Origin of the sequence: Marinobacter lipolyticus SM19 (assembly GCF_000397065.2) — a bacterium.
GTDB classification, from domain to species: domain Bacteria; phylum Pseudomonadota; class Gammaproteobacteria; order Pseudomonadales; family Oleiphilaceae; genus Marinobacter; species Marinobacter lipolyticus.
On sequence record NZ_KE007325.1, the window covers coordinates 511040 to 531214 of the forward strand.

Annotated in this window: 20 protein-coding genes; 14 read left to right on the plus strand and 6 right to left on the minus strand. The window is 57.8% G+C overall.

All coding sequences use genetic code 11. From position 1 onward, the window contains the following. The first annotated feature begins 10 nt into the window (after positions 1-10). Positions 11-1393: a sodium-dependent transporter gene (locus MARLIPOL_RS11755; RefSeq protein ID WP_012138350.1), complete on the plus strand. Its 1383-nt coding sequence runs from the start codon at positions 11-13 to the stop codon at positions 1391-1393. Between the two features lie 41 nt (positions 1394-1434). Here the strand turns inward: MARLIPOL_RS11755 and MARLIPOL_RS11760 are convergent, their stop codons facing one another. From MARLIPOL_RS11760 to dctP, 4 genes are all read right to left on the minus strand, one after another. Further along, the gene (locus tag MARLIPOL_RS11760; RefSeq protein ID WP_012138351.1) at positions 1435-2013 is read right to left on the minus strand and encodes a hypothetical protein; all 579 of its coding nucleotides are present in this window, start codon (positions 2011-2013) and stop codon (positions 1435-1437) included. A 116-nt stretch (positions 2014-2129) separates the two neighbouring features. Continuing rightward, positions 2130-3440: a TRAP transporter large permease gene (locus MARLIPOL_RS11765; RefSeq protein WP_012138352.1), complete on the minus strand. Its 1311-nt coding sequence runs from the start codon at positions 3438-3440 to the stop codon at positions 2130-2132. Beyond that, complete coding sequence (locus tag MARLIPOL_RS11770; RefSeq protein WP_012138353.1) at positions 3437-3985, minus strand: TRAP transporter small permease subunit; 549 nt, start codon at positions 3983-3985, stop codon at positions 3437-3439. The genes MARLIPOL_RS11765 and MARLIPOL_RS11770 overlap by 4 nt, the downstream gene beginning before the upstream one ends. 80 nt (positions 3986-4065) lie before the next feature. After that, positions 4066-5112: a TRAP transporter substrate-binding protein DctP gene (gene dctP, locus MARLIPOL_RS11775; protein ID WP_012138354.1), complete on the minus strand. Its 1047-nt coding sequence runs from the start codon at positions 5110-5112 to the stop codon at positions 4066-4068. A 171-nt stretch (positions 5113-5283) separates the two neighbouring features. Here dctP and MARLIPOL_RS11780 point away from each other — a divergent pair, with 171 nt between their 5' ends. Next, positions 5284-6024 carry an enoyl-CoA hydratase/isomerase family protein gene (locus tag MARLIPOL_RS11780; protein ID WP_012138355.1) on the plus strand — a complete coding sequence of 247 codons (741 nt, stop codon included), beginning with the start codon at positions 5284-5286 and terminating at the stop codon, positions 6022-6024. A 20-nt stretch (positions 6025-6044) separates the two neighbouring features. Here the strand turns inward: MARLIPOL_RS11780 and MARLIPOL_RS11785 are convergent, their stop codons facing one another. Beyond that, complete coding sequence (locus MARLIPOL_RS11785) at positions 6045-7631, minus strand: class I adenylate-forming enzyme family protein (protein ID WP_012138357.1); 1587 nt, start codon at positions 7629-7631, stop codon at positions 6045-6047. Between the two features lie 140 nt (positions 7632-7771). Between MARLIPOL_RS11785 and MARLIPOL_RS11790 the strand changes: the two genes are divergently transcribed. From MARLIPOL_RS11790 to MARLIPOL_RS11845, 12 genes are all read left to right on the plus strand, one after another. Further along, positions 7772-8566: an SDR family NAD(P)-dependent oxidoreductase gene (locus tag MARLIPOL_RS11790; RefSeq protein WP_012138358.1), complete on the plus strand. Its 795-nt coding sequence runs from the start codon at positions 7772-7774 to the stop codon at positions 8564-8566. Then, positions 8566-9006, plus strand: coding sequence for a PaaI family thioesterase (locus MARLIPOL_RS11795; RefSeq protein ID WP_012138359.1), 441 nt, complete (start codon positions 8566-8568; stop codon positions 9004-9006). The genes MARLIPOL_RS11790 and MARLIPOL_RS11795 overlap by 1 nt, the downstream gene beginning before the upstream one ends. A 73-nt stretch (positions 9007-9079) precedes the next feature. Beyond that, positions 9080-10282 carry an acyl-CoA dehydrogenase family protein gene (locus tag MARLIPOL_RS11800; RefSeq protein WP_012138360.1) on the plus strand — a complete coding sequence of 401 codons (1203 nt, stop codon included), beginning with the start codon at positions 9080-9082 and terminating at the stop codon, positions 10280-10282. A 177-nt stretch (positions 10283-10459) separates the two neighbouring features. After that, positions 10460-11227: an SDR family NAD(P)-dependent oxidoreductase gene (locus tag MARLIPOL_RS11805; protein ID WP_012138361.1), complete on the plus strand. Its 768-nt coding sequence runs from the start codon at positions 10460-10462 to the stop codon at positions 11225-11227. Positions 11228-11398: 171 nt separating this feature from the next. After that, on the plus strand, positions 11399-12466 hold the full coding sequence (locus MARLIPOL_RS11810) for a phosphotransferase (protein ID WP_012138362.1): 1068 nt from the start codon (positions 11399-11401) through the stop codon (positions 12464-12466). Then, positions 12459-13238 carry a 5'/3'-nucleotidase SurE gene (surE, locus tag MARLIPOL_RS11815; RefSeq protein WP_012138363.1) on the plus strand — a complete coding sequence of 260 codons (780 nt, stop codon included), beginning with the start codon at positions 12459-12461 and terminating at the stop codon, positions 13236-13238. The genes MARLIPOL_RS11810 and surE overlap by 8 nt, the downstream gene beginning before the upstream one ends. Positions 13239-13260: 22 nt before the next feature. After that, positions 13261-14928 (plus strand): long-chain fatty acid--CoA ligase, encoded by a 1668-nt coding sequence (locus MARLIPOL_RS11820; RefSeq protein WP_012138364.1) that lies wholly within the window; start codon positions 13261-13263, stop codon positions 14926-14928. Between the two features lie 162 nt (positions 14929-15090). Beyond that, entirely contained in the window at positions 15091-15954 is an 864-nt protein-coding gene (locus MARLIPOL_RS11825; RefSeq protein ID WP_012138365.1) for a branched-chain amino acid ABC transporter permease, read from the plus strand. Between the two features lie 2 nt (positions 15955-15956). Next, positions 15957-16988 carry a branched-chain amino acid ABC transporter permease gene (locus tag MARLIPOL_RS11830; RefSeq protein ID WP_012138366.1) on the plus strand — a complete coding sequence of 344 codons (1032 nt, stop codon included), beginning with the start codon at positions 15957-15959 and terminating at the stop codon, positions 16986-16988. Next, a complete protein-coding gene (locus MARLIPOL_RS11835; RefSeq protein WP_012138367.1) occupies positions 16981-17751 on the plus strand; it encodes an ABC transporter ATP-binding protein in 771 nt (256 codons plus the stop codon). The genes MARLIPOL_RS11830 and MARLIPOL_RS11835 overlap by 8 nt, the downstream gene beginning before the upstream one ends. After that, positions 17738-18445: an ABC transporter ATP-binding protein gene (locus tag MARLIPOL_RS11840; RefSeq protein ID WP_012138368.1), complete on the plus strand. Its 708-nt coding sequence runs from the start codon at positions 17738-17740 to the stop codon at positions 18443-18445. The genes MARLIPOL_RS11835 and MARLIPOL_RS11840 overlap by 14 nt, the downstream gene beginning before the upstream one ends. A 53-nt stretch (positions 18446-18498) precedes the next feature. Then, on the plus strand, positions 18499-19647 hold the full coding sequence (locus MARLIPOL_RS11845; protein ID WP_012138369.1) for an ABC transporter substrate-binding protein: 1149 nt from the start codon (positions 18499-18501) through the stop codon (positions 19645-19647). Positions 19648-19706: 59 nt separating this feature from the next. Here MARLIPOL_RS11845 and MARLIPOL_RS11850 read toward each other — a convergent pair whose 3' ends face one another. Further along, positions 19707-20162, minus strand: coding sequence for a MaoC family dehydratase (locus tag MARLIPOL_RS11850; RefSeq protein ID WP_012138370.1), 456 nt, complete (start codon positions 20160-20162; stop codon positions 19707-19709). Positions 20163-20175: the final 13 nt, after the last annotated feature.

Below are 20175 nucleotides of genomic sequence, written 5' to 3' on the forward strand. Positions count from 1 at the left end.
GGAAGAAAACATGACTGACAATAACCAGGCTGCAGCCCCACGGGGCATGTGGTCCTCAAGGCTGGCCTTTATTCTGGCGGCGACTGGCTCTGCCGTTGGCCTTGGTAATATCTGGAAGTTCCCGTATGTGACCGGTGAGAATGGTGGTGGTGCCTTCGTACTGGTCTACCTTCTGTGTATTGCCATTATTGGTATTCCCATCATGATGGCCGAAGTATTCATCGGTCGTAATGGGCGCCATAATCCGATTACCAGTATGCGCCTGGTGGCGGAACGTAACCTCAGTTCTCCGGCCTGGCGCATCTCTGCGATAGTGGGTGTGCTGGCGGCCTTCATCATCCTTTCCTTCTATTCGGTTATTGGCGGCTGGGCGGCTTCTTATATTGGCCATGCCGCCACCGGCGACTTTGCGGGTCAGGATGCGGATGCCATCGGTGCCCTGTTTGGGGACCTGCTTGCCAGCCCGGGAATGCTGCTGGCCTGGCACAGTCTGTTTATGGGGCTGATCATCTTTGTCGTGGCCCGCGGCCTCAAGTCCGGGCTTGAAAGGGCGGTCAACATCCTGATGCCTGCGCTGTTCGTGTTACTGCTGCTGGCGGTTGGTTACGCGGCGACAACAACTGGTTTTGGCCAGGCGGTGAGTTTCCTGTTTACACCGAATTTTGACGCGTTGACCGTTAACGGTGTTCTTATCGCCCTAGGCCACGCGTTCTTCACCCTTAGCCTGGGCATGGCAATCATGATGGCTTACGGTTCTTATCTGGGCCCCGATGTTTCCATCGGCCGCACAGCCATTGCTGTCTCGGTTATGGACACTGTAGTGGCGTTGCTCGCCGGGTTGGCGATCTTCCCGATCGTATTTGCCAATGGCCTGGAAGCCGGTGCCGGCCCCGGCCTGATCTTCCAGACCCTACCTCTGGCCTTCGGTCAGATGCCGATGGGCAGCCTGTTCGGCACGCTGTTCTTCGTGCTGTTGTTGTTTGCTGCCTGGACGTCCGGTATCTCACTGCTGGAACCAGTCGTGGAGTGGGTTGAAGAGAAATTCTCCATGGGGCGCGTTGGAAGCTCGATTCTGGTGGGCGTGGCCTGTTGGTTGCTGGGTATTACGTCTATTTTGTCCCTGAACGAGTGGTCCGGATTTGCGCCGCTGGGCATGTTTGAGCGCTTTGAAGGCAAGACAATCTTCGACTTGCTGGATTTCTTCACCGCTAACGTCATGCTGCCGTTGTCCGGTCTGTTGACTGCGGTATTCGTTGGCTGGTTCGTTGCCAAGGAATCCCTGAAGGCGGATCTGGCGATGGAGGGTGGCAGTTTTACCTTGTGGTATAACCTGATTCGGTTCGTAACACCGATCGCTGTGAGTGTTGTATTCGTCTATAACCTATTGTCGTGACAGGAAAAGGGGCAGGCCCAGTCGGCCTGCCCCTTGTATTTTCACCTCTCCCCGGATTCGGTGACCGCACGCAGCGCCTGCATGTGTGGGCGAACCGCTTGCTTATCGGACTCCGGAGCCTGGCGTGCGCTTTCCATAGCCGCCGTGGCCCCACCCATCATCGCCCTCATCTGTTCTTTCTGGGCTTCGCTCAGGTTTGGGTTGTTATTGATTTCATCCATGGCTGCGGCCATTTTCCGGGCCATTTGCGGATGTTGGTCCTCCATTTCAATGGCCATCCAGGCCTGGAATACCCGATCCCCTGTGGCGCCCCATTCCTCCATGGAGTCAAAACCGTTTTCTTTAACGATACCTTCCATGCGGTTGTATGCTTCGTGACCCCGCATTTGGTTCACCGAATCGGAAAAGATGGATGAGAAGTCAGGCATCTCCGACGGATTTCCGGAGCCTGGCATTTGCTCGTTCAGCTGGTCAAAGTCATCGTCGAGGGTTTCGGCTTCTTGCAGTGTGCTGATGAAGGCCCGGACTTTCTCGTTTGTGAGGCGGTCGGCAGCCAGCGTGCTGGTCGTAAAGAGTAGGGTGACAACCAGAGTAAGACACAGTGAAAGTGTGTGTTTCATAAGTTCCCTCCGTGAGAAGTATGCCCCCTAATCCATGCGCCGGGGGCTTATCTATACAATAGACACTCCTCCTTGAAACTCGCAACCTGCTCGGGAGGGCCAGGAGCCGAATCGGCTCAGAAAAACAGATCCGGCAGGTAGGTGGCGATTTCCGGGAAGATCATGATCAGAGCAAGACCCACAATCTCGACAATGACGAAAGGAATGATCGAGGAGTAGATATCCTTCATTGTAATGCCCGGTGGCACGACGCCCTTCAGGTAGAACAGGTTGAAGCCGAAAGGCGGTGTCATGTAACCGATCTCCATATTGATCACGAACAGGATTCCGAACCAGATCGGATCAAATCCCAGCGACTCCACAATCGGCATGAACACCGGCAGGGTGATCAGCATGATGCCGACCGGGTCCAGTACCATGGCCAGCAGGAATACGATCAGCATCATGGCAATGATGATGCCCCAGGGACCGCCGGGAATCATGTTCATCAGGCTCTCGATCAGATCCTGGGCGCCCATGCTTTGGTAGGCGGCACTGAAGGCGTGGGCTGCGAACAGTATCCACATGATCATGCCGGTGAGCTTGAAGGTTCGGATGGCCGCTTCCTGCAGGACGCTCCACTTGAACTGCCTGTATACGGCCGCGGAAATAAGTGCACCGAGTACACCCATGGCGGCGGCTTCGGTGGGCGTGGTGATGCCCCCAATGATGGAGCCCAGCACCATGATGACTACGCCGATGGGCAACAGTACCGCCCGCAGTGCACGCAGCTTCTCCGGCCAGGTGCCGCGTTCCTCCTTTGGAAGTGCGGGCGCCAGTTCGGGCTGCAGGTGGCTGCGAACCAGAATGTAAATGGCGGTCAACACCATCAGCAGAATGCCCGGCATGATGCCGGCGGCAAACATCTTACCCACGGATACGCCGGTAATCAGGGCATAGAGAATCATCAGGATACTGGGGGGAATGAGAATGCCCCAGCCACCGCCGGTGTTGATCACGCCCAGGGCCATCTTCTTGTCATAACCCCGTTCCAGCATGGATGGCAGAGCGATGGTGCCCATGGCAACAACCGCCGCGCCACTGATACCGACCATGGCCGCAAAAACGGCACAAATGCCCAGGGTGCCGATGGCAAGACCACCCCGAAGACCCCCGCACCAGAGGTGCATCATACGGTACAAATCCTTGGCCACACCGGTTCGCTCCAGGATCATCGCCATGAACACGAACAGGGGGATTGCGACCAGGGTAAAGCTTTCCATGGTGCCCCAGATCTGCGAGGACACCATGTAAAAGGAATCGAATCCCCAGGTGAAATAGAGGAAGACGACGGATACCCCGCCCAGCACAAAGGCCAGTGGTAGCCCGAGCAGCAGGAAAAACAGCAGGGAGCCGAAGAACAGAAGGGTCAGGACTTCAATACTCACAGTGCCTCTCCTTTCTCGTCTTCCTGGGTTTCGGGGGTGTAGTAACTGAGGTTGAAGGCCACTGCGATGTCTTCCAGTAACTTGACGATGCCTTGTAGAACCAGCAATCCGGTACCCAATGGAATGGCTGCCTTCACGGGCCAGATTGGCGGGTTCCAGGCGGAATAGGAGGTTTCCCAGCTGGCAATCGATTCGCTTGCCATGTCGTAGCCGAAGTACAACAGTGCGAGGGTAAAGATGAAGAATACCACCGAGGTCAGAATGTCGAGGATGGCCTGGCCACGAGGCGACAGGTGCGAGTGCAACAGATCGACATTCACGTGGCCGCGGTGCGCCATGATGTAGCCACCCGACATGACCGCGTAAATGCCAAACAGCATCTGGGTCAGTTCGTTGGTCCACACGGTGGGTGAGTTGAACAGGTAACGGAAGGCCACTTCCATGATCAGGAACGCGAACATGGCAAAGACGATAAGCGCTATCCCGCGCCCGATAACCTCGTTGAGGCGAGTCACCCCTCTCATGAATGCAGTCAGCACACCCATTGGTATTCTCCGGGAAACGGTGAGTTCATAAGCAAGGCCGGGCCAGAAAACTGGCCCGGCCGGTTTCAGGTGTCAGACGATTACAGGTAGCCCAGCTCTGACAGGTAGTCTTTCAGCATGTCCAGCGCCTTCTTGGCGTTGTCGCTGCGCTTGCCTTCTTCATCCCACAGTTTCTGTGCGGTCTGGGTCAGGCGGTCCTGCACGTCATCCGGCAGGGTGTTGACCTGCACACCGTGTTCATTGATGGCCTTGGCCAGAGTAATGCGTTCCTTGTACTGGTATTCATTGGTACGGAACCAGAACTGCTCATCCAGCGCCTGCTTGACGATGTTCTGCATGTCTTCCGGCAGCTTGTCCAGGGCCTTCTGGCTGACAATGATGACATCGGTACCGGCAATGTTCAGGGCCGGCTGCACGTGGTACTTGGCCACTTCATACAGACCCATGGAGAAGGCGCCCTGGGAAGCGCCCCAGTGGGCACCGTCGACAATGCCGGAGTCTAGTGCGGTGTAGAGCTCACCACCCGGGATGTAGGAGGCGGCGGCACCGGCTTCGGTCAGGAAGGTCTGCAGAGCGCCGGAAGAGCGGATTTTCAGTTTGGTGAAGTCTGCCCAGCTGTTAATCGGCTGCTTGACCACCATCTCGGTGGGGTAGACCTTGTCGGTTGCCCAGTAGACGCCGTATTCGGCGGCCTCATCACGAAGCATCTGCTCAAAGCCCAGGCCCTGGTGGAAATAGGCAGCTTCCCAGACGTTACGGAAGGCGAACGGCAGACCGGACGCAATGCCCGCGAGGGTGATCTTGTCCTGGGCATAAGAGGGGGAAATGGTACCCATTTCCAGAATGCCCCGGCTGACAGCGTTGAAGATTTCCTTGGCCTTGAACAGCGAGCCTGCTTCGTACAGCTCCAGTTCCAGGCGTCCGTCAGTGCGTTCTTCAAGAATCTTCTGGAGACGAACCAGGCTGTCTTCATAAGAGCTGCTGGAACCCGGCCAGTGGGACTGGACCTTCCAGGTGTAGGTTTCTTCGGCAGCTGCCGGAGTGCTGGCAAATACGGCGGTCAGGCCCAGGGTCAGGGCGCTACCGTAGATGGTCAGGGTTTTTCTGGCGGTGGTTAGCATCTTCATTGCGGGACCTCGATCATTGTTGTATTGGATGTCCTGTCCGTAGTTTCGCACTGCAGAATTTATGATTGCAGAATGAATCCGTGTATCTGAATCTATCACACACTTTGCTTTTTGCAATAGGATGGAGGTCGATATTCCGTTACCAAAGTTTAGTCCATGAGGAGATGTTCAGTGATCAATGCGCAAAGTCAGCCGGGTGTTACCCACCTTGTAATCAGTCGCGCGAGCAAGAAGAATGCTCTGACTCGCGATATGTACCAGGCTTTGGCCGATGGCGTGAGCGCAGCGGCGGCAGACACCAGTGTGCATGCCATCGTACTTAGTGGTGAGGGGGGCGTATTTACCGCCGGCAACGATCTTGATGACTTCCGCGCCCGCGCTACGGATGCCAATCCGAAACCGTCGGCTGGCCTGGCCTTCATTGAAACTCTGATGGCGTGCGACACACCGGTCATTGCTGCAGTGGAAGGGCTGGCCATCGGAATCGGTACCACCTTGTTGTTGCACTGTGATTCCGTCATTGCCGGTCGTTCCGCGCGCTTCAAGACCGCGTTCGTGGATCTGGGGCTGGTACCGGAGGCCGCCTCCACCGTGACCATGCCCTTGCACTTGGGGTCTCGTCGCGCTGCAGATTTGTTGCTTATGGGTGAAACACTGGACGGCGAGGAAGCCCGGGAGTGTGGGCTGGTCAGCCGTGCCGTCGATGACGGGCAGGCGGTAGAAGAGGCGCTGGAGCAGGCGAGAAAGCTCGCAGCCAAACCCCGGGAAGCCCTGAGAGCCAGTAAGCGGCTAATCAAGGCCCCGTGGAAGGATGCGGTGCGCGAGGCCCTCGAACAGGAGAGAACCGTGTTTGCCGAGCGGCTCCGGTCCGAGGATTGTCGGGCTGCTCTGGCACGGATGGATAAGCGCTAGTATTCCGGCAGGGCCACTATTCAGGCCCAGTAAGGCGCCCGCAGCTCCCGCTTCAGCACCTTGCCAATGGTGGAGCGGGGCAGCTCCGGACGAAACTCGATCGCCGCCAGGCGTTGGGTCTTGCCCAGTTGTCCATTGGCCCAGTCCAGAATCTCCCCTTCATCCTGCGTGCAGCCGGACTTGCGCACCACCAGTCCTAGTGGTGTTTCACCCCATTGCTCGCTGGGAATGCCAATCACCGCAACATCGGCGACGGCAGGGTGGGCGTGCAGCACCTTTTCAAGGTCCACGGCATAGATGTTAAAGCCACCGGAGATGATCATGTCCTTGCGGCGGTCCAGAATATAGACAAAGCCCTCGTCGTCGATTCGCCCCATATCACCGCTTCGATAGAACACCAGGTCTTCAGGACTGGTCCAGAGCATCTCTCGAGTCTGTTCTTCACGGTTGACGTAACCCCGCATCATGGAGATGGCGCGACCGACGATTTCCCCGGTTTCTCCCTGGGGCAGCTCATTGCCTTCCTCGTCAATCACCCGCACTTCCGCGCCTTCGGTTGGCAGTCCCACCGAATCCCATTTATCCGGATGGGCGGCGCAGTCCAGGCTGGTGGAAATGCCGCCTTCCGTCAGTCCATACACCTCACGGATGTTGCCGGGCCAGCGCTCCATGGCTTCCTGGATGACCTTCGCTCCCAGCGGGGCACTGGTACAGAGTTTGAGCTGGAAGGCGGACAGGTCGAAGCGATTGAACTCCGGATCTGCGAGGACGCGCTGATACTGAACCGGAACCAGCATGGCGTGGGTCACGCGGTAGCGTTCGGCCAGTTCGAGGAAGCGCCGTGCATCAAATTTCGCCATCAGTACCAGAGTGCCACCATGGAACAGGGTCGGCAGCATGGACACCAGGGTGGTGTTGGAATACATCGGTGTGGAGACCAGATTGATGGCATCGCCATCCAGCCCGAAGCGGCTCATGCGGACCATCTGTCGCTGGCGGAAACGATAGTCGTGGAGAATGCCCTTGGGAGTGCCAGTGGTGCCGGAGCTGTAAATGATATTGAACGGATCATCCAGGGTCACCGGTGCCGGCTGGGCCTCAGCGTCGACGTCTCCCAGCCAGGATTCAAGATCCTGACCTATCCCCGGGCCACGGCAATCCAGCCCGATGCATTGATCGGCGCCAAGAGTGTCGAGCTTGTCGGCCATGGCTTCAAACAGACTGAGATTCTTTCTGGACACAAACAGGAAGCGGGCCCCGCAATCCTCCACCATCAAAGCCAGGCTGCTATCGCTGGCCATGCCTGAGAGCGGCACCATACAGCCACCTGCGACTAATGTGCCCAGGTACAGTGCGACGTAGTCGATGCTGTTTTCCGATAACCCCGCCACGGCATCGCCCTGTTCCAGGCCTGCAGCCCGGAGCCGGTTGGCTATGCGATTGGCGCGCTCTACCAGCTCCCGCCAGCTGAGTTGGGTCTCGCCATCAATGAGTGCGATGTGGTCAGGACGCTCCGTCGCCAGCTGTTGGATACGGTGACCGAGGGCTTCCATGGTTTCCTCGGAGTCAACAGGAGCGTAGACAGGCATGTGCTGCGTGCTTTTCATTTTTTCGCCTCTCGGTGTTGTTGTGTTTTATCTAGTGAAATTAACTTTCGAATATATTGACTCAAAACCGGGTGACGTGACAAATTACAGTCAAGATGAAATTTATGACGACGCAACAAACCACAAAAAGGAGCATCGGCATGGGGCGTTTCGACAATCGGGTGGCCATCGTCACCGGGGCAGGCAGCGGCATCGGCAGAGCCACCGCCGTCAGGCTGGCCCGCGAAGGTGCGCGGGGGATGATGGTGGATCGCTCCGAAGCCGGCCTGCTGGATACCGAGGGCCTGATGCCTGAAGGCGCTGAGATCCTGCGCCGTATGGGTGATGTGGCGGACGAAGACCAGGGCAGATCGCTGGTCGAGGAAGCGATTTCTGCCTTTGGCCGGATTGACGTGCTGTGCAACGTCGCCGGTATTGCCAGTACCGGCGGTAGCCATCCCGACATCACCGCAAATGATCGGGATGAGTGGGAGAAAGTCCTGTCGGTGAACCTGATCGGCACCATGTTGTTTATCAAGCATGTGGCGCCACACATGCAGGCCCGCAAGCTGGGCTCAATCGTCAATACTGCCTCTGTGGCGGGTATCCGCTCCGGGGCCGGTGGTAATGCCTACAGCGCCTCCAAGGCCGGGGTTATCAATCTCACCATGACGGCTGCCTGTGACCTGGGAACGGACAATGTTCGAGTGAATGCCGTGTGTCCGGGGCTGGTGGAAACCGGGATGACCCAGGCTGTGTTCGATTACGCCCGTGCCAACGAGAAGGCCCACAAACTGGGGTCCCGTTGTGAGCTGCGCCGCTATGGTGCGCCGGAAGAAATCGCCGCAGCCATTCTGTTCCTGGCCAGTGATGACGCCAGCTACATTACCGGTCAGGCCCTGCCCGTGGATGGAGGCAACACCGCGTCGCTTAACCTGCCGGGGATGAAAGTGTAATGAATGACGAGAGTTTGCATATCCGTGGCGGCCAGGACCTGCCCGGATTTCACAACCTGCTGGGGTATCGCCAGGTGTCCTGGGAGGAGAACGAGGCGGTGATTGAGCTGGATCTGCAGCCCCGCCACCTCAATCTGGGTGGCGTAATCCATGGTGGTGTGCTGACCTCACTGCTGGATATTGTCCTGGCCGAGGCTGGCACCTACTGCCCCTATCCCGGTCGGATGCGCAAGGCCATCACCCTGTCACTGACCACGACTTTCACCGGCCAGTGTTCCGGTGGAACGATTCGTGTAACCGGGTGCAAGCGGGCAGGGGGCACCCGGATTTTCAACAGCACCGGAGAAGTCCACGACGACAAGGGCAATCTCCTGGCCATCGCAGAAGGCACCTTCCGTATTCGTTCCGGAAGCGAGAAACCGGAAGGCGTCCCGATCTGACCGTCGAAACAACAAGAGACACGCCGGTGTTGTCACTGCCGGCCAACGACTATCAACCAACGAGGTACTGGACATGTTTGAACTGTCTGACAAAGCCAAAAAGCTTCAGGCGCAACTTCACGAGTTCATGGATGCTCATATTTATCCCAATGAGCACAAGTACCATGAGCAGGTCGAGCAGGCGGAGAACCGATGGGCTCCGGTACCGATCATTGAAGAACTGAAGGTCAAGGCCAAGTCGGCCGGCCTGTGGAACCTGTTTCTGCCGGAAAGCGAATTTGGAGCCGGTCTGACCAACTACGAGTACGCACACTTGTGCGAAGTCATGGGCCGTTCGTCCATGGCCCCGGAAGTCTTCAACTGTTCCGCGCCGGACACCGGCAACATGGAAACCATTGCCCGTTACGGCAATAAGGAACAGCAGGACAAATGGCTTAAGCCATTGCTCAACGGCGAAATTCGTTCCTGTTTCTCCATGACCGAGCCGGATGTTGCCTCCTCCGACGCCACCAATATTGCCTGTGAAATCCGTCGTGATGGCGACGAGTATGTAATCAATGGTCGCAAATGGTGGTCTTCCGGCGCCATGACTACCACGGCCAAGATTGCCATTGTCATGGGCAAGACCGATCCGGATGCCGAGAAGCACAAGCAGCAGTCGATGATTCTGGTGCCTCTGGACACGCCGGGGGTGAAGATGGTCCGCCCGCTGACGGTGTTTGGTTATGACCACGCGCCGCACGGCCACGCCGAGATTCACTATGACAATGTGCGGGTTCCGGTGGACAACATTCTGCTGGGTGAAGGTCGTGGTTTTGAAATCGCCCAGGGCCGCCTCGGGCCAGGCCGTATCCATCACTGCATGCGCACTATCGGTGTCGCCGAGCGCGCCCTTGAGCTGATGTGTCAGCGTGCCAATGACCGCGAAGCCTTCGGTAAGCCGCTGTCCAGCTTCGATTCCATCCGCAAGGACATTGCCCGCAGTCGTATCGAGATTGAGCAGGCGCGGCTGATGACTCTGAAGGCGGCGCACATGATGGACACCGTCGGCAACAAGGTGGCCCGTCAGGAAATCGCGATGATCAAGGTGATTGCCCCGAGTATGGCGCTGAAGATCATTGATCGTGCGATTCAGGTTCACGGTGGTGCCGGTGTATCCCAGGACACGTTCCTGGCGAAGGCCTGGGCTCACGTCCGGACCCTGAGGCTGGCGGACGGTCCTGATGAGGTGCACCTGGATTCCGTGGCCAAGATCGAACTTAAGCAATATCGGTAAATATTTTAGGCCCGCGTTGTCGGGTGTCTGAACGAACGGGGAGGAGCCTGCCGGGACACGCTGTGAATACGTCCATGTACGCTCGACAAAAACATCCATGTTTTTGACGGACCCGGCAGGCTCCTCCCCGTTCGTTCCCATAGCTCCGAGAAAGATTTTCGAGAATGAGGTGCCCGTATGAACAACCCGCTTTTTGATATGACCGGAAAAGTCGCTCTGATCACCGGTTCCACCAAAGGCATCGGCCGTTCCATCGCCGAAGAAATGGCCCGTTTGGGTGCCAAGGTTGTGATCTCCAGCCGCAAGGCCGACGCCTGTGAACAGGTCGCCGGCGAGCTGAAAGAGCAGGGCTATGAAGCCATCGCCATTCCCTGCCACGTGGGCAAGAAAGAAGACTTGCAGAACCTGGTGGAAAAAACCAACGAAGCCTGGGGTTCCATCGACGTACTGGTGTGCAACGCAGCCACCAACCCGGTCTACGGCACCACCGCCGAAATGACCGACGACGCCTGGGACAAGATCATGGACACCAACGTCAAAGGCACCTTCTGGCTCACTAATATGGTGCTGCCGCAGATGGCTGAGAAAGGCGAGGGCGCCGTTGTTCTTCTATCTAGCATCGCGGGTATTCGCGGTAATACCACCATCGGCACTTACGGTGTGTCCAAGGCCGCCGAAGCGGCCCTGGCCCGCAACCTGGCCGTGGAATGGGGGCCGAAAGGTATCCGCGTGAACAGCATTGCCCCTGGGCTGATCAAAACCGATTTTGCAAAGGCCCTTTGGGAAGACCCCGTACGGGTCAAACGCGCCGAAGACAAAACCCCGCTGCGCCGAATCGGTGATCCGGTTGATATCGCCGGGCTGGCGGTCTTCCTGTCCACCAAGGCCAGTGCCTACGTCACCGGGCAGGTCATTGTGGCCGACGGTGGTGAAACCATTTGCTGAGGATTTCCCTCAATGGTGGTGTGGCCGACGGGTGGGGGTGCCTTTGTTCCGGGAAAAAGAACTCGCTGCGCTCAGACACCTTTGTTCCCTGCACAAAGGCACCCCCATCCGCCGGCCGCAGATCTGTTTGCAGGCCGCGACGCATAAAGATAACGAAGGTTGAAACGAACAATGAGTATGACGCCAGAGTTGGTGGATGTTCTGCCAGCGCATTCATTCGATGAAGCCAACCTCCTCACATGGCTCCAACAAGCCATTGAGGGCTTTGGTGCCAGGTTGGACGTGAAACAATTTCAAGGCGGGCAGTCCAACCCTACGTTTTTGCTCAACACCGACAGCGGTCAATACGTGCTGCGCAAAAAGCCGCCCGGAAAAACGTTGCCATCCGCTCACATGGTGGAACGGGAATACAAGGTCATGCGGGCCCTGTCCGAACACACTGACGTGCCGGTACCAATCACCCGGGCCCTGTGTGAAGACAGTAGCATCATTGGCACCCCGTTCTATGTGATGGACTTTCTTGAAGGCCGGATCGTGAGTCATCCGTCGCTGCGGGCGCTGGACCGTCGGGAACGGATGCCTGCACACCTTTCCGCCATTGATACTCTGGCGGCACTGCATTCTGTAGACGTGAATGCGGTTGGCCTGAGTGATTACGGTCGACCCGAAGGCTATGTGGCCCGGCAGGTTGCACGCTGGAGCAAACAGTATCTGGCGTCCAAGACCGACGATATGCCCGCCATGGATAAACTCATGGAGTGGCTTCCGAGGAATCTACCGTCCACCGATGAGTGTGCCATCGCCCATGGCGACTATCGCTTTGGCAACCTGATGCTGGCGCCGGACAAGCCCGAGGTTGTCGCTGTCCTCGACTGGGAGCTGTCCACGCTCGGCCACCCGCTGGCGGATCTGGCGTATTACTGTCTGCCCTACCATTTGCCTTCGGACATGGAAGGCTCCCGCGGTTTGCTGGGCGAGGACCTGGAGGCATTAGGCATTCCCGATGAGCAGGAAACCATTGCCCGCTACTGCAAAAAGACCGGCCGTGACGGTATCGCTGACTGGCATGTGTATCTGGCGTTCTCGCTGTTCCGGCTGGCAGCCATTCTTCAGGGCGTGTACGCCCGCGCGCTGCAGGGCAATGCCGCCAACGCCGACGCCCTGCAAGTGGGCAGGCGTGCGAGTCAGCTGGCGGATGTGGGCTGGAAAATTGCCAGTGAGGGGGCCGGTCATGAGTGAGCCGATCGTCCGTCGCATCCTGATCACCAACGACGATGGCATCAACGCACCGGGCCTGGCGATTCTTGAACGCATTGCCCGCAACCTCGCCGAGGAGGTCTGGGTGGTGGCGCCGGAGCACGATCGTAGCGGCGCGGGCCAGAGCATTTCCATCCATGACCCGCTGCGGGTGTACGAAAAGGGTGAGAACCGCTACGCCGTATCCGGCACGCCGGCGGATTGTGTTTTGTATTCGCTGGCCCAGTGGTTTGGCGAGACCCCGCCGGACCTGGTGCTGTCCGGGGTGAACTGCGGCGCCAATATCAGTGACTCGGTGCAGTACTCCGGAACGGTGGGTGCGGTACTCAGCGCGGAACATATGGGCATACCCGCCATTGCCCTGAGCCAGGCTTTTCTGAGCCGGGAAGGCGTTGACTGGTCGCCGGTGTCGGCATTCGGTGAGCAGATTGTCCGCAAGCTCTGGCAGCCCGGTGAGAACCGTGCCTGGAATGTGAACTTTCCAGCGTGCGACGCCGGTGTGATCCGGTACGCGCAATGGTGCCATCAATCCACCGGTTCCATTCAACGGCCCCGGCTGCTGGCGGGGCGGGATGCCCGCAGCCTGCCCTACTGGTGGTTGGGTTTTGATCGCAGTTCCCGCCACATCCTGGCACCGGAGGAAGATGTCACCGTCCTGCGGGAGAAGGCCATTGCCATCACACCTTTGCGTCATCGGGCTCTCTTGCCCGGCGATACCGAACGATTTGAGCTGGCCGCCATGGCGGCCCACTGACTTGTATGAGGGGATCATAACAATGACATTTACACGCCATCACAACGTCTGGCCCAAAGAGTTGCCGAAAACCATGACGCTGCCTGATACCAGCGTTTTTACCAATCTGGAAATTTCCACCCTGCGGTATCCGGATCACACGGCCATCATCTATTACGATGCGCCCATGAGTTACCGCCAGCTATTGGCTGAAGTGGAAGCGATGGCCGGCTATCTCCAGGCCCAGGGAGTGAAAAAGGGCGATCGTGTTCTGCTCTACATGCAGAACTCGCCCCAGTATGTGATTGCCTACTACGCCATTCTGCGTGCCGACGCGGTGGTGATTCCGGTGAACCCGATGAATCGCGCTGCCGAGCTGGAACACTACATCGCAGATACCGGTGCGAGTGTGTGCTTTGCCGGCCAGGAACTGGCAGGGTTTATCGCCCCTTTGCTGGAAAGCACGGATCTGGACCAGGTTGTGGTGGCGTCCTACAACACTTATGCCAACAAGGACACCGACCTGGAGCTGCCGGCTGAAGTGGCCGCCCCGGCCTGGTCCAAAGAAGTTCCGGGTGTTGTGACCTGGGAGAAGGCGCTGGCCGCTGAGTATAAGCCGACGGCGCATACCGCCGGCCCGGACGACCTGGCGGTGATTCCCTACAGTTCCGGAACCACCGGCGCGCCCAAAGGCTGCATGCACACCCATCGCAGTGTCATGGCCACGGCGGTGCATCGTGCGTTCTGGAATCTGAGTACGGCAAACAGTGTCCAGTTGGCAACGCTGCCGTTTTTCCACGTCACCGGCATGACCGGCTCCATGAACAGTCCCATCTTCAGTGGCTCGACCACCGTCATTATGACCCGCTGGGACCGCACCACGGCTGCCAGACTGATTGAACGCTACCAGATCACCGGCTGGACTAACATCGTCACCATGGCGGTGGATTTCCTGTCGAATCCGGACATCGCCAAGTACGACCTGAGCAGCCTGAACACCATCGGTGGTGGTGGTGCGGCGATGCCGGAGGCGGTTGCAGCCAAACTCAAGACCATGACGGGGCTGGACTATATCGAAGGCTATGGCCTGTCAGAAACCATGGCGGCCACTCACATCAATCCGCCGGATCATCCCAAGCCCCAATGCCTGGGCATTCCGGTATTCGATGTCGACAGCCGCATTATTGACGTGGAAACCCTGGAAGAGAAAGGCCCGGGTGAGGTTGGTGAGATTGTTTCCAGCGGCCCCCAGGTGACCCTGGGGTACTGGAATCGTCCGGCCGAGACCGAGGCCGCCTTTGTGGAAATCGACGGCAAGCGCTTCTTCCGTACCGGCGATCTCGCCTACTACGACGAGGATGGCTATTTCTTCATGGTGGACCGGGTCAAGCGGATGATTAACGCCTCAGGTTTCAAGGTCTGGCCATCGGAAGTGGAAGGTCTGATGTACCGGCATCCGGCGATTCACGAAGTGTGCATCATTTCCTCGCCTCATCCCAAGCGGGGAGAAACGGTAAAGGCCTGCATTGTTCTGACACCGGATGCAGACGGAAAGACCACCGCAGCGGACATCGTCAGCTGGTGCAAGGAGCAAATGGCGGCTTACAAGGTGCCTGAAATCATTGAGTTTGTGGATGAGCTGCCAAAGTCTCCCACCGGCAAGCTGATGTGGCGCGCGCTGCAGGAAGAGGAGTGGAAAAGCAAGGCCTGATGGCCACATTACGATCTTTTCGTTTCGCACTGCAGAATGTGATTCTAAATATTGACATGCGAGACGTTCGATGTAATTGTTTCATCATGCTGATGCGGGGTCGCAAGACCCTGCTCAAAACCGCATAACTCGCTACAACAACAAAACAGCGGAGGAGCACACTTGAACCTTTTCTTTCAACAAATCATCAATGGGTTAACCCTGGGGAGTATCTACGGTCTCGTAGCCCTGGGACTGACCCTGGTCTACGGGATACTCCACATCCCGAACTTCGCACACGGTGCGCTGTATATGGTCGGCGCTTTCATGTCCTACTTCTTCATGGTGGACCTGGGAGCGCATTACTGGGTTGCCATGGCTGGTTCCGCCATTGTAGTGGCCGCCCTGGCGGTATTGTGTGAGCGCCTGGTATTCCATCCCCTGAGGCATTCACCGCCGATTCATGACAAGATCGCCGCCATTGGTATTCTGTTGTTCCTGGAAGCGGTGGTGCAGATGTTCTGGGGTTCGGATTTCCGCCGCATGTCTTCGCCGTTTACCGGCATCCTGAATTTCGACGGCTTGATCATCCCTGAACAGCGTCTGCTGATCATTGCCGGTGCGTTCGTACTGGTGGTCGCCCTGCAACTGTTCCTGCGCAAGACGATGACCGGTGCGACCATCATCGCCATGGCCCAGAGCCGTGACGGCGCCTTCCTGGTGGGAATCGATGCCAACCGCGTGGCGATGATGACCTTTGCCATCTCCGGTGTGCTGGCCGCATTCGCCGCCACTCTCTACGCGCCGATCAACCTGGTGTACCCCGCCATGGGCCACCTGGTCATCATGAAAGCCTTCGTGATTATTATCCTCGGTGGCATGGGCAGCATTCCCGGTGCCATCGTCGGCGGCATGATTATCGGCTTCGCCGAGGCCCTCGGCGGGTTCTACATCTCCACATCCTATAAGGACATCATCGCCTTCGGCCTGTTGGTGCTGATCCTGTCCGTTCGTCCACAGGGCCTGTTCGCGAAGGGGGCGCACTGATCATGTTCAAGTTCGCATCCATGTTGATGACGCCAGCCGCCAAGTACCTGATGCTGGCCTTTGCCGTGCTGTTTCCGCTGGTCGCGGCGAACGAATATCAGGTGTACGTGATGGCCACCGCCTTTGTCTGGGCGATAGCGGTCTACGGCCTTAACATCATTACCGGTTTCTGCGGCCAGCTGAACCTGGCCCACGGCGGTTTCTTTGCCATTGGTGCCTACACCCTGGGCCTGCTGACCGCCGACTTTGGCTGGAGCTTCTGGCCGGCCTTTGTGGCTGCACTGGTCACGACCGCCGTACTCGGTTTTCTGGTGGGTATTGTCTCCCTGCGACTGAAAGAGCACTACTTTGCCATCTTTACCCTGTGCGTGGGTTTCATCATCTACCTGTTGATCGACAAGTGGGAAGAACTGACTCATGGCGCCATTGGCGTTCGTGACATCGCCGCCCCCTACGGCTTCGGTGTGGTGGATTTCACCGACACCACGCCGTTCTACTACCTGGTGCTGGCGTTCCTGGTGTTCGCTATCTGGTTCATGGGGCGGTTGTCCAAGTCTCTGCTGGGGCGGACATTCCTCGCCATTCGCAACGGTGACGAGCTGGCCCAGTCCCTGGGTATCAACCTGATGCGCAACAAAGTGCTGGCGTTTGTCCTGTCCACCACCTACGCCGGTCTGGCCGGTGCCCTGTATGCGGGGATGGTGCGTTTCATCGGTCCGGATGAGGCCAATATCCAACATACATTCGACATGATCACCTACCTGTTGGTGGGCGGCATCGGCACCATCATGGGGCCGCTGCTGGGTACCATCGGCATTGTGTGGATCACCCAGTCCCTGCAGTTCCTGGAAGAGTACCGGATGATCATTTTCGGTCCGCTACTGGTGCTGCTGGTGATCTTCTTCCCGAGGGGTATTACCGGTTCTTTCCTGACCTGGATGCACCGCAAGTCCCAGGCCTTGGTGCCTGGCAAAAAGCGTGAGGAAAGCAAGGTGAATACGGTTCAACCCAGGGAGGCAGAAAGCAATGCTTAAGGTAGAACATCTGACCAAAATGTTTGGCGGCCTGGCCGCGGTGAACGATGTCTCGGTGGAATTCGAGACGGGCAAGATCAACGCCATTATCGGGCCGAACGGGGCCGGAAAAAGTACCTTTTTCAATCTGATCTCCGGTATGCACGAGCCGACGTCCGGCCGCATCCTGTTGGGCGGTGTGGACGTCACCAAACTGCCCAGCGACAAGGTGGCACGGCTGGGTGTCGGAAGGACTTTCCAGACCACCAACCTGTTCGAGCAGGCGACCGTGCTGGATAACCTGATCGTGGGGCATCGGCTGCGCACCCGCTCCGGATTGTGGGATGTGCTGATCAACAGCAAACGCCTGCAACGGGAAGAAAAATCCGCTCGGGACAAAGCGATGGAAGCCCTTGAGTTTGTGGGGCTTACCCATGTGGCGGGCCAGTTTATTGCCGACATCACCCAGGAAGAGCGCAAACGCGTTGCCTTCGCGCTGGCGCTGGCCACCGATCCCAAGATTGTCCTGCTGGACGAACCCGCCGCCGGGATAAATCCGGAGGAAACCGTCGGTTTTGCCGCGCTGATGCGCAAGATGGTGGACGAGAAAGGACTGACCGTCTGCCTGATCGAGCACAAGATGGACATGATTATGAGCCTTGCGGACAAGATCATGGTGCTGGACCACGGCGAGAAGATTGCCGAGGGCACGCCGGAAGAAGTGCGCAACAATCCGGTGGTGATCGAGGCCTACCTGGGAGGTGATGAAGATGCTGCAGCTTAATCATGTCGACGTCTGCTACGGCAGCTTCAAGGCTCTGACGAACATTTCAATGTCCGTGGATACCGGGGAACTGGTGGTGCTGCTGGGGGCCAATGGCGCGGGTAAAACCAGTCTGTTCAATGCCATCAGTGGTCTGGTGAAGCCCGCCGCCGGCGACATTCTTTTCGAAGACAAGCAGCTCAACGGCATGAAGGCCAGCGCCATTGTATCCAACGGTGTGGTGCAGTGTGCCGAAGGGCGCAAGCTGTTCCCCGAGATGAGGGTAATGCAGAACCTGATGATGGGGGCCTATGTGCACCGTCGGGATCGTCAGGGCAACCGGAAACGTCTGAATGAGGTGCTGGAGCTGTTTCCGATCCTCGGAGACAAGGCCAATGAGTCGGCCGGATCGTTGTCCGGTGGCCAGCAACAGATGGTGGCCATCGGTCGCGCCATGATGAGCCGGCCGCGCTTGTTGATGCTGGACGAACCATCCCTGGGCCTTGCCCCGTTGGTGGTCAAGCAGATGTTCGAAACCATCAGACAGATAAACAGTCTGGGCACAACCGTGTTGCTGGCTGAACAGAATGCTTTCGCGGCCCTCAAGATTGCCAATCGCGCGTACGTCATGGAAAACGGCCACCTGGTCATGGAAGGTGACCGGGAAGCGATGCTTGGCAATGAGCAGGTTCGCAAGGCGTACATCGGGGCCTGACTGGCCTCAAACAACAATTATAGAGACACGCACAACACAACCAGGAGACAACAATGAAAATAGCCAAAAAACTGGGTCAGGCTGTCGCGACGGTAACCCTGGGCATGAGTCTGTCCGCCGGTGCCATGGCGGGCGAAGTGAATATTGGGTTCACCGGTCCGCTGAGCGGCGGCGCAGCACTCTACGGCGAAAACACGCTGTCCGGATTGCGGATGGCTGTTGAGGAAATCAACGCGGCGGGCGGTTTCGACCTGAACGGCGAGAAGACCACGGTGAACCTGGTTTCCCTGGATGACCGGTACTCACCGGCTCAGGCGGCCACCAACGCCAAGCGTCTGAAGCAGGAATCCAACGTTTCGGCGATATTTGTGCCTCATTCCGGCGGCATTTTTGCCCTTCAGGACTTCAACGAGAAAGATGATTTCCTGCTGATGGCCTACTCCAGTGTGCCCAGCATTACTGAAAAGGGAAACAGTCTGACCCTGCGCATTCCGCCCACTTTTGATGGATACGTCAGAGCCTTTACCGACTACGCGCTGGAGCACCAGGGCAAGAAGCTGGGCATGGGTGGCGCCACTCACGAGTACGCGAAGATCTGGGGCTCCATGGTCAAGAAAGAGTGGGAATCCAAGGGCGGTGAAGTCGTTTCGGATACTCCCATGGACTACAACAAGTCGGCGGATTTCTTTACTGGCGTCAGCCGCATTATCGCCGAGGCTCCGGACGTGATGTTTGTGGGCGGTGCCTCCGAGCCGACCGGCCTGGTAGTACAGCAGGCACGTCAGATGGGTTTCCAGGGTGGCTTCATCGTGATGGATCAGGCCAAGATTGATGAAGTAGCCAAGGTCGCTGGCGGTCTGGATATGGTGGAAGGCGCCATTGGAGTGGTGCCGCTGAGCGTGTATGAAACCGATGCGGCGAAAGACTTCATCGAGCGTTACAAGGCGGAGTACGGCAAGATGCCTGGCTCTGAAGCGGCCTATAACTACCTGGCCCTGCATGCCCTCGTGGAAGCCATGGACGCCACTGAGTCCACCGACCCGAAAACCCTTCGAGCGGCTGTCGGTGATGCCCTGAAGAGCATGGATGTGAGCAAGAACCCGTATGAGGTCACTGAAGTGACCGAAAACGGCGGATTTGTCACCGAGACCACGCTGGCTGTCGTGAAAGACGGTGAAATTGTTCGCGAGGAAATCGACTGACAGACCTGTCTTAAAACAAAAAGGGGCCGGAAGGCCCCTTCAGATATGTAACGAATGCTTTACTCCACGTACATCACCAGATTCTCCGCCACACAGGCGGGCTTGTCTTCGCCCCGGATCTCCACGGTCGTCTTGTAGGCTGCCAGCGTGCGCTGGTCATCCACTTTGGTGACGCTCTGAAGCTCTACCCGGGTGCGGATATCGGAACCGGACCTGACCGCTGCCGGGAACCTCAGCTTGTTCATGCCGTAGTTGATGCTGGCGCTGGTACCGGTCACCGTCATCAATTGCTGGTTGAGTTGGGGGATCAATGACACAGTAAGGAATCCATGAGCCACTGGGCTCTTCCACGGCGCTTCCCGCTCGGCCCGTTCCACGTCCACATGAATCCACTGGTGATCACCCGTAGCATCGGCGAATGCCTGGATCATGTCCTGGCTAATGGTCTTCCAGGGACTGTGGCCGATAACCACACCGGTGTAGCTGTCCAGATCATTTAACGCGATGGATACCATCAAAGTCTCCTTT

Bases quoted from the DNA above. Each gene is read 5' to 3' on its own strand.
- surE (WP_012138363.1), top strand. From the start codon at position 12,459: ATGAGTGAGCCGATCGTCCGTCGCATCCTGATCACCAACGACGATGGC.
- MARLIPOL_RS11850 (WP_012138370.1), bottom strand. From the start codon at position 20,162: ATGGTATCCATCGCGTTAAATGATCTGGACAGCTACACCGGTGTGGTT.
- dctP (WP_012138354.1), bottom strand. From the start codon at position 5,112: ATGAAGATGCTAACCACCGCCAGAAAAACCCTGACCATCTACGGTAGC.
- MARLIPOL_RS11770 (WP_012138353.1), bottom strand. From the start codon at position 3,985: ATGGGTGTGCTGACTGCATTCATGAGAGGGGTGACTCGCCTCAACGAG.
- MARLIPOL_RS11785 (WP_012138357.1), bottom strand. From the start codon at position 7,631: ATGAAAAGCACGCAGCACATGCCTGTCTACGCTCCTGTTGACTCCGAG.
- MARLIPOL_RS11820 (WP_012138364.1), top strand. From the start codon at position 13,261: ATGACATTTACACGCCATCACAACGTCTGGCCCAAAGAGTTGCCGAAA.
- MARLIPOL_RS11755 (WP_012138350.1), top strand. From the start codon at position 11: ATGACTGACAATAACCAGGCTGCAGCCCCACGGGGCATGTGGTCCTCA.
- MARLIPOL_RS11845 (WP_012138369.1), top strand. From the start codon at position 18,499: ATGAAAATAGCCAAAAAACTGGGTCAGGCTGTCGCGACGGTAACCCTG.
- MARLIPOL_RS11810 (WP_012138362.1), top strand. From the start codon at position 11,399: ATGAGTATGACGCCAGAGTTGGTGGATGTTCTGCCAGCGCATTCATTC.
- MARLIPOL_RS11760 (WP_012138351.1), bottom strand. From the start codon at position 2,013: ATGAAACACACACTTTCACTGTGTCTTACTCTGGTTGTCACCCTACTC.
- MARLIPOL_RS11840 (WP_012138368.1), top strand. From the start codon at position 17,738: ATGCTGCAGCTTAATCATGTCGACGTCTGCTACGGCAGCTTCAAGGCT.
- MARLIPOL_RS11795 (WP_012138359.1), top strand. From the start codon at position 8,566: ATGAATGACGAGAGTTTGCATATCCGTGGCGGCCAGGACCTGCCCGGA.
- MARLIPOL_RS11800 (WP_012138360.1), top strand. From the start codon at position 9,080: ATGTTTGAACTGTCTGACAAAGCCAAAAAGCTTCAGGCGCAACTTCAC.
- MARLIPOL_RS11805 (WP_012138361.1), top strand. From the start codon at position 10,460: ATGAACAACCCGCTTTTTGATATGACCGGAAAAGTCGCTCTGATCACC.
- MARLIPOL_RS11830 (WP_012138366.1), top strand. From the start codon at position 15,957: ATGTTCAAGTTCGCATCCATGTTGATGACGCCAGCCGCCAAGTACCTG.
- MARLIPOL_RS11790 (WP_012138358.1), top strand. From the start codon at position 7,772: ATGGGGCGTTTCGACAATCGGGTGGCCATCGTCACCGGGGCAGGCAGC.
- MARLIPOL_RS11835 (WP_012138367.1), top strand. From the start codon at position 16,981: ATGCTTAAGGTAGAACATCTGACCAAAATGTTTGGCGGCCTGGCCGCG.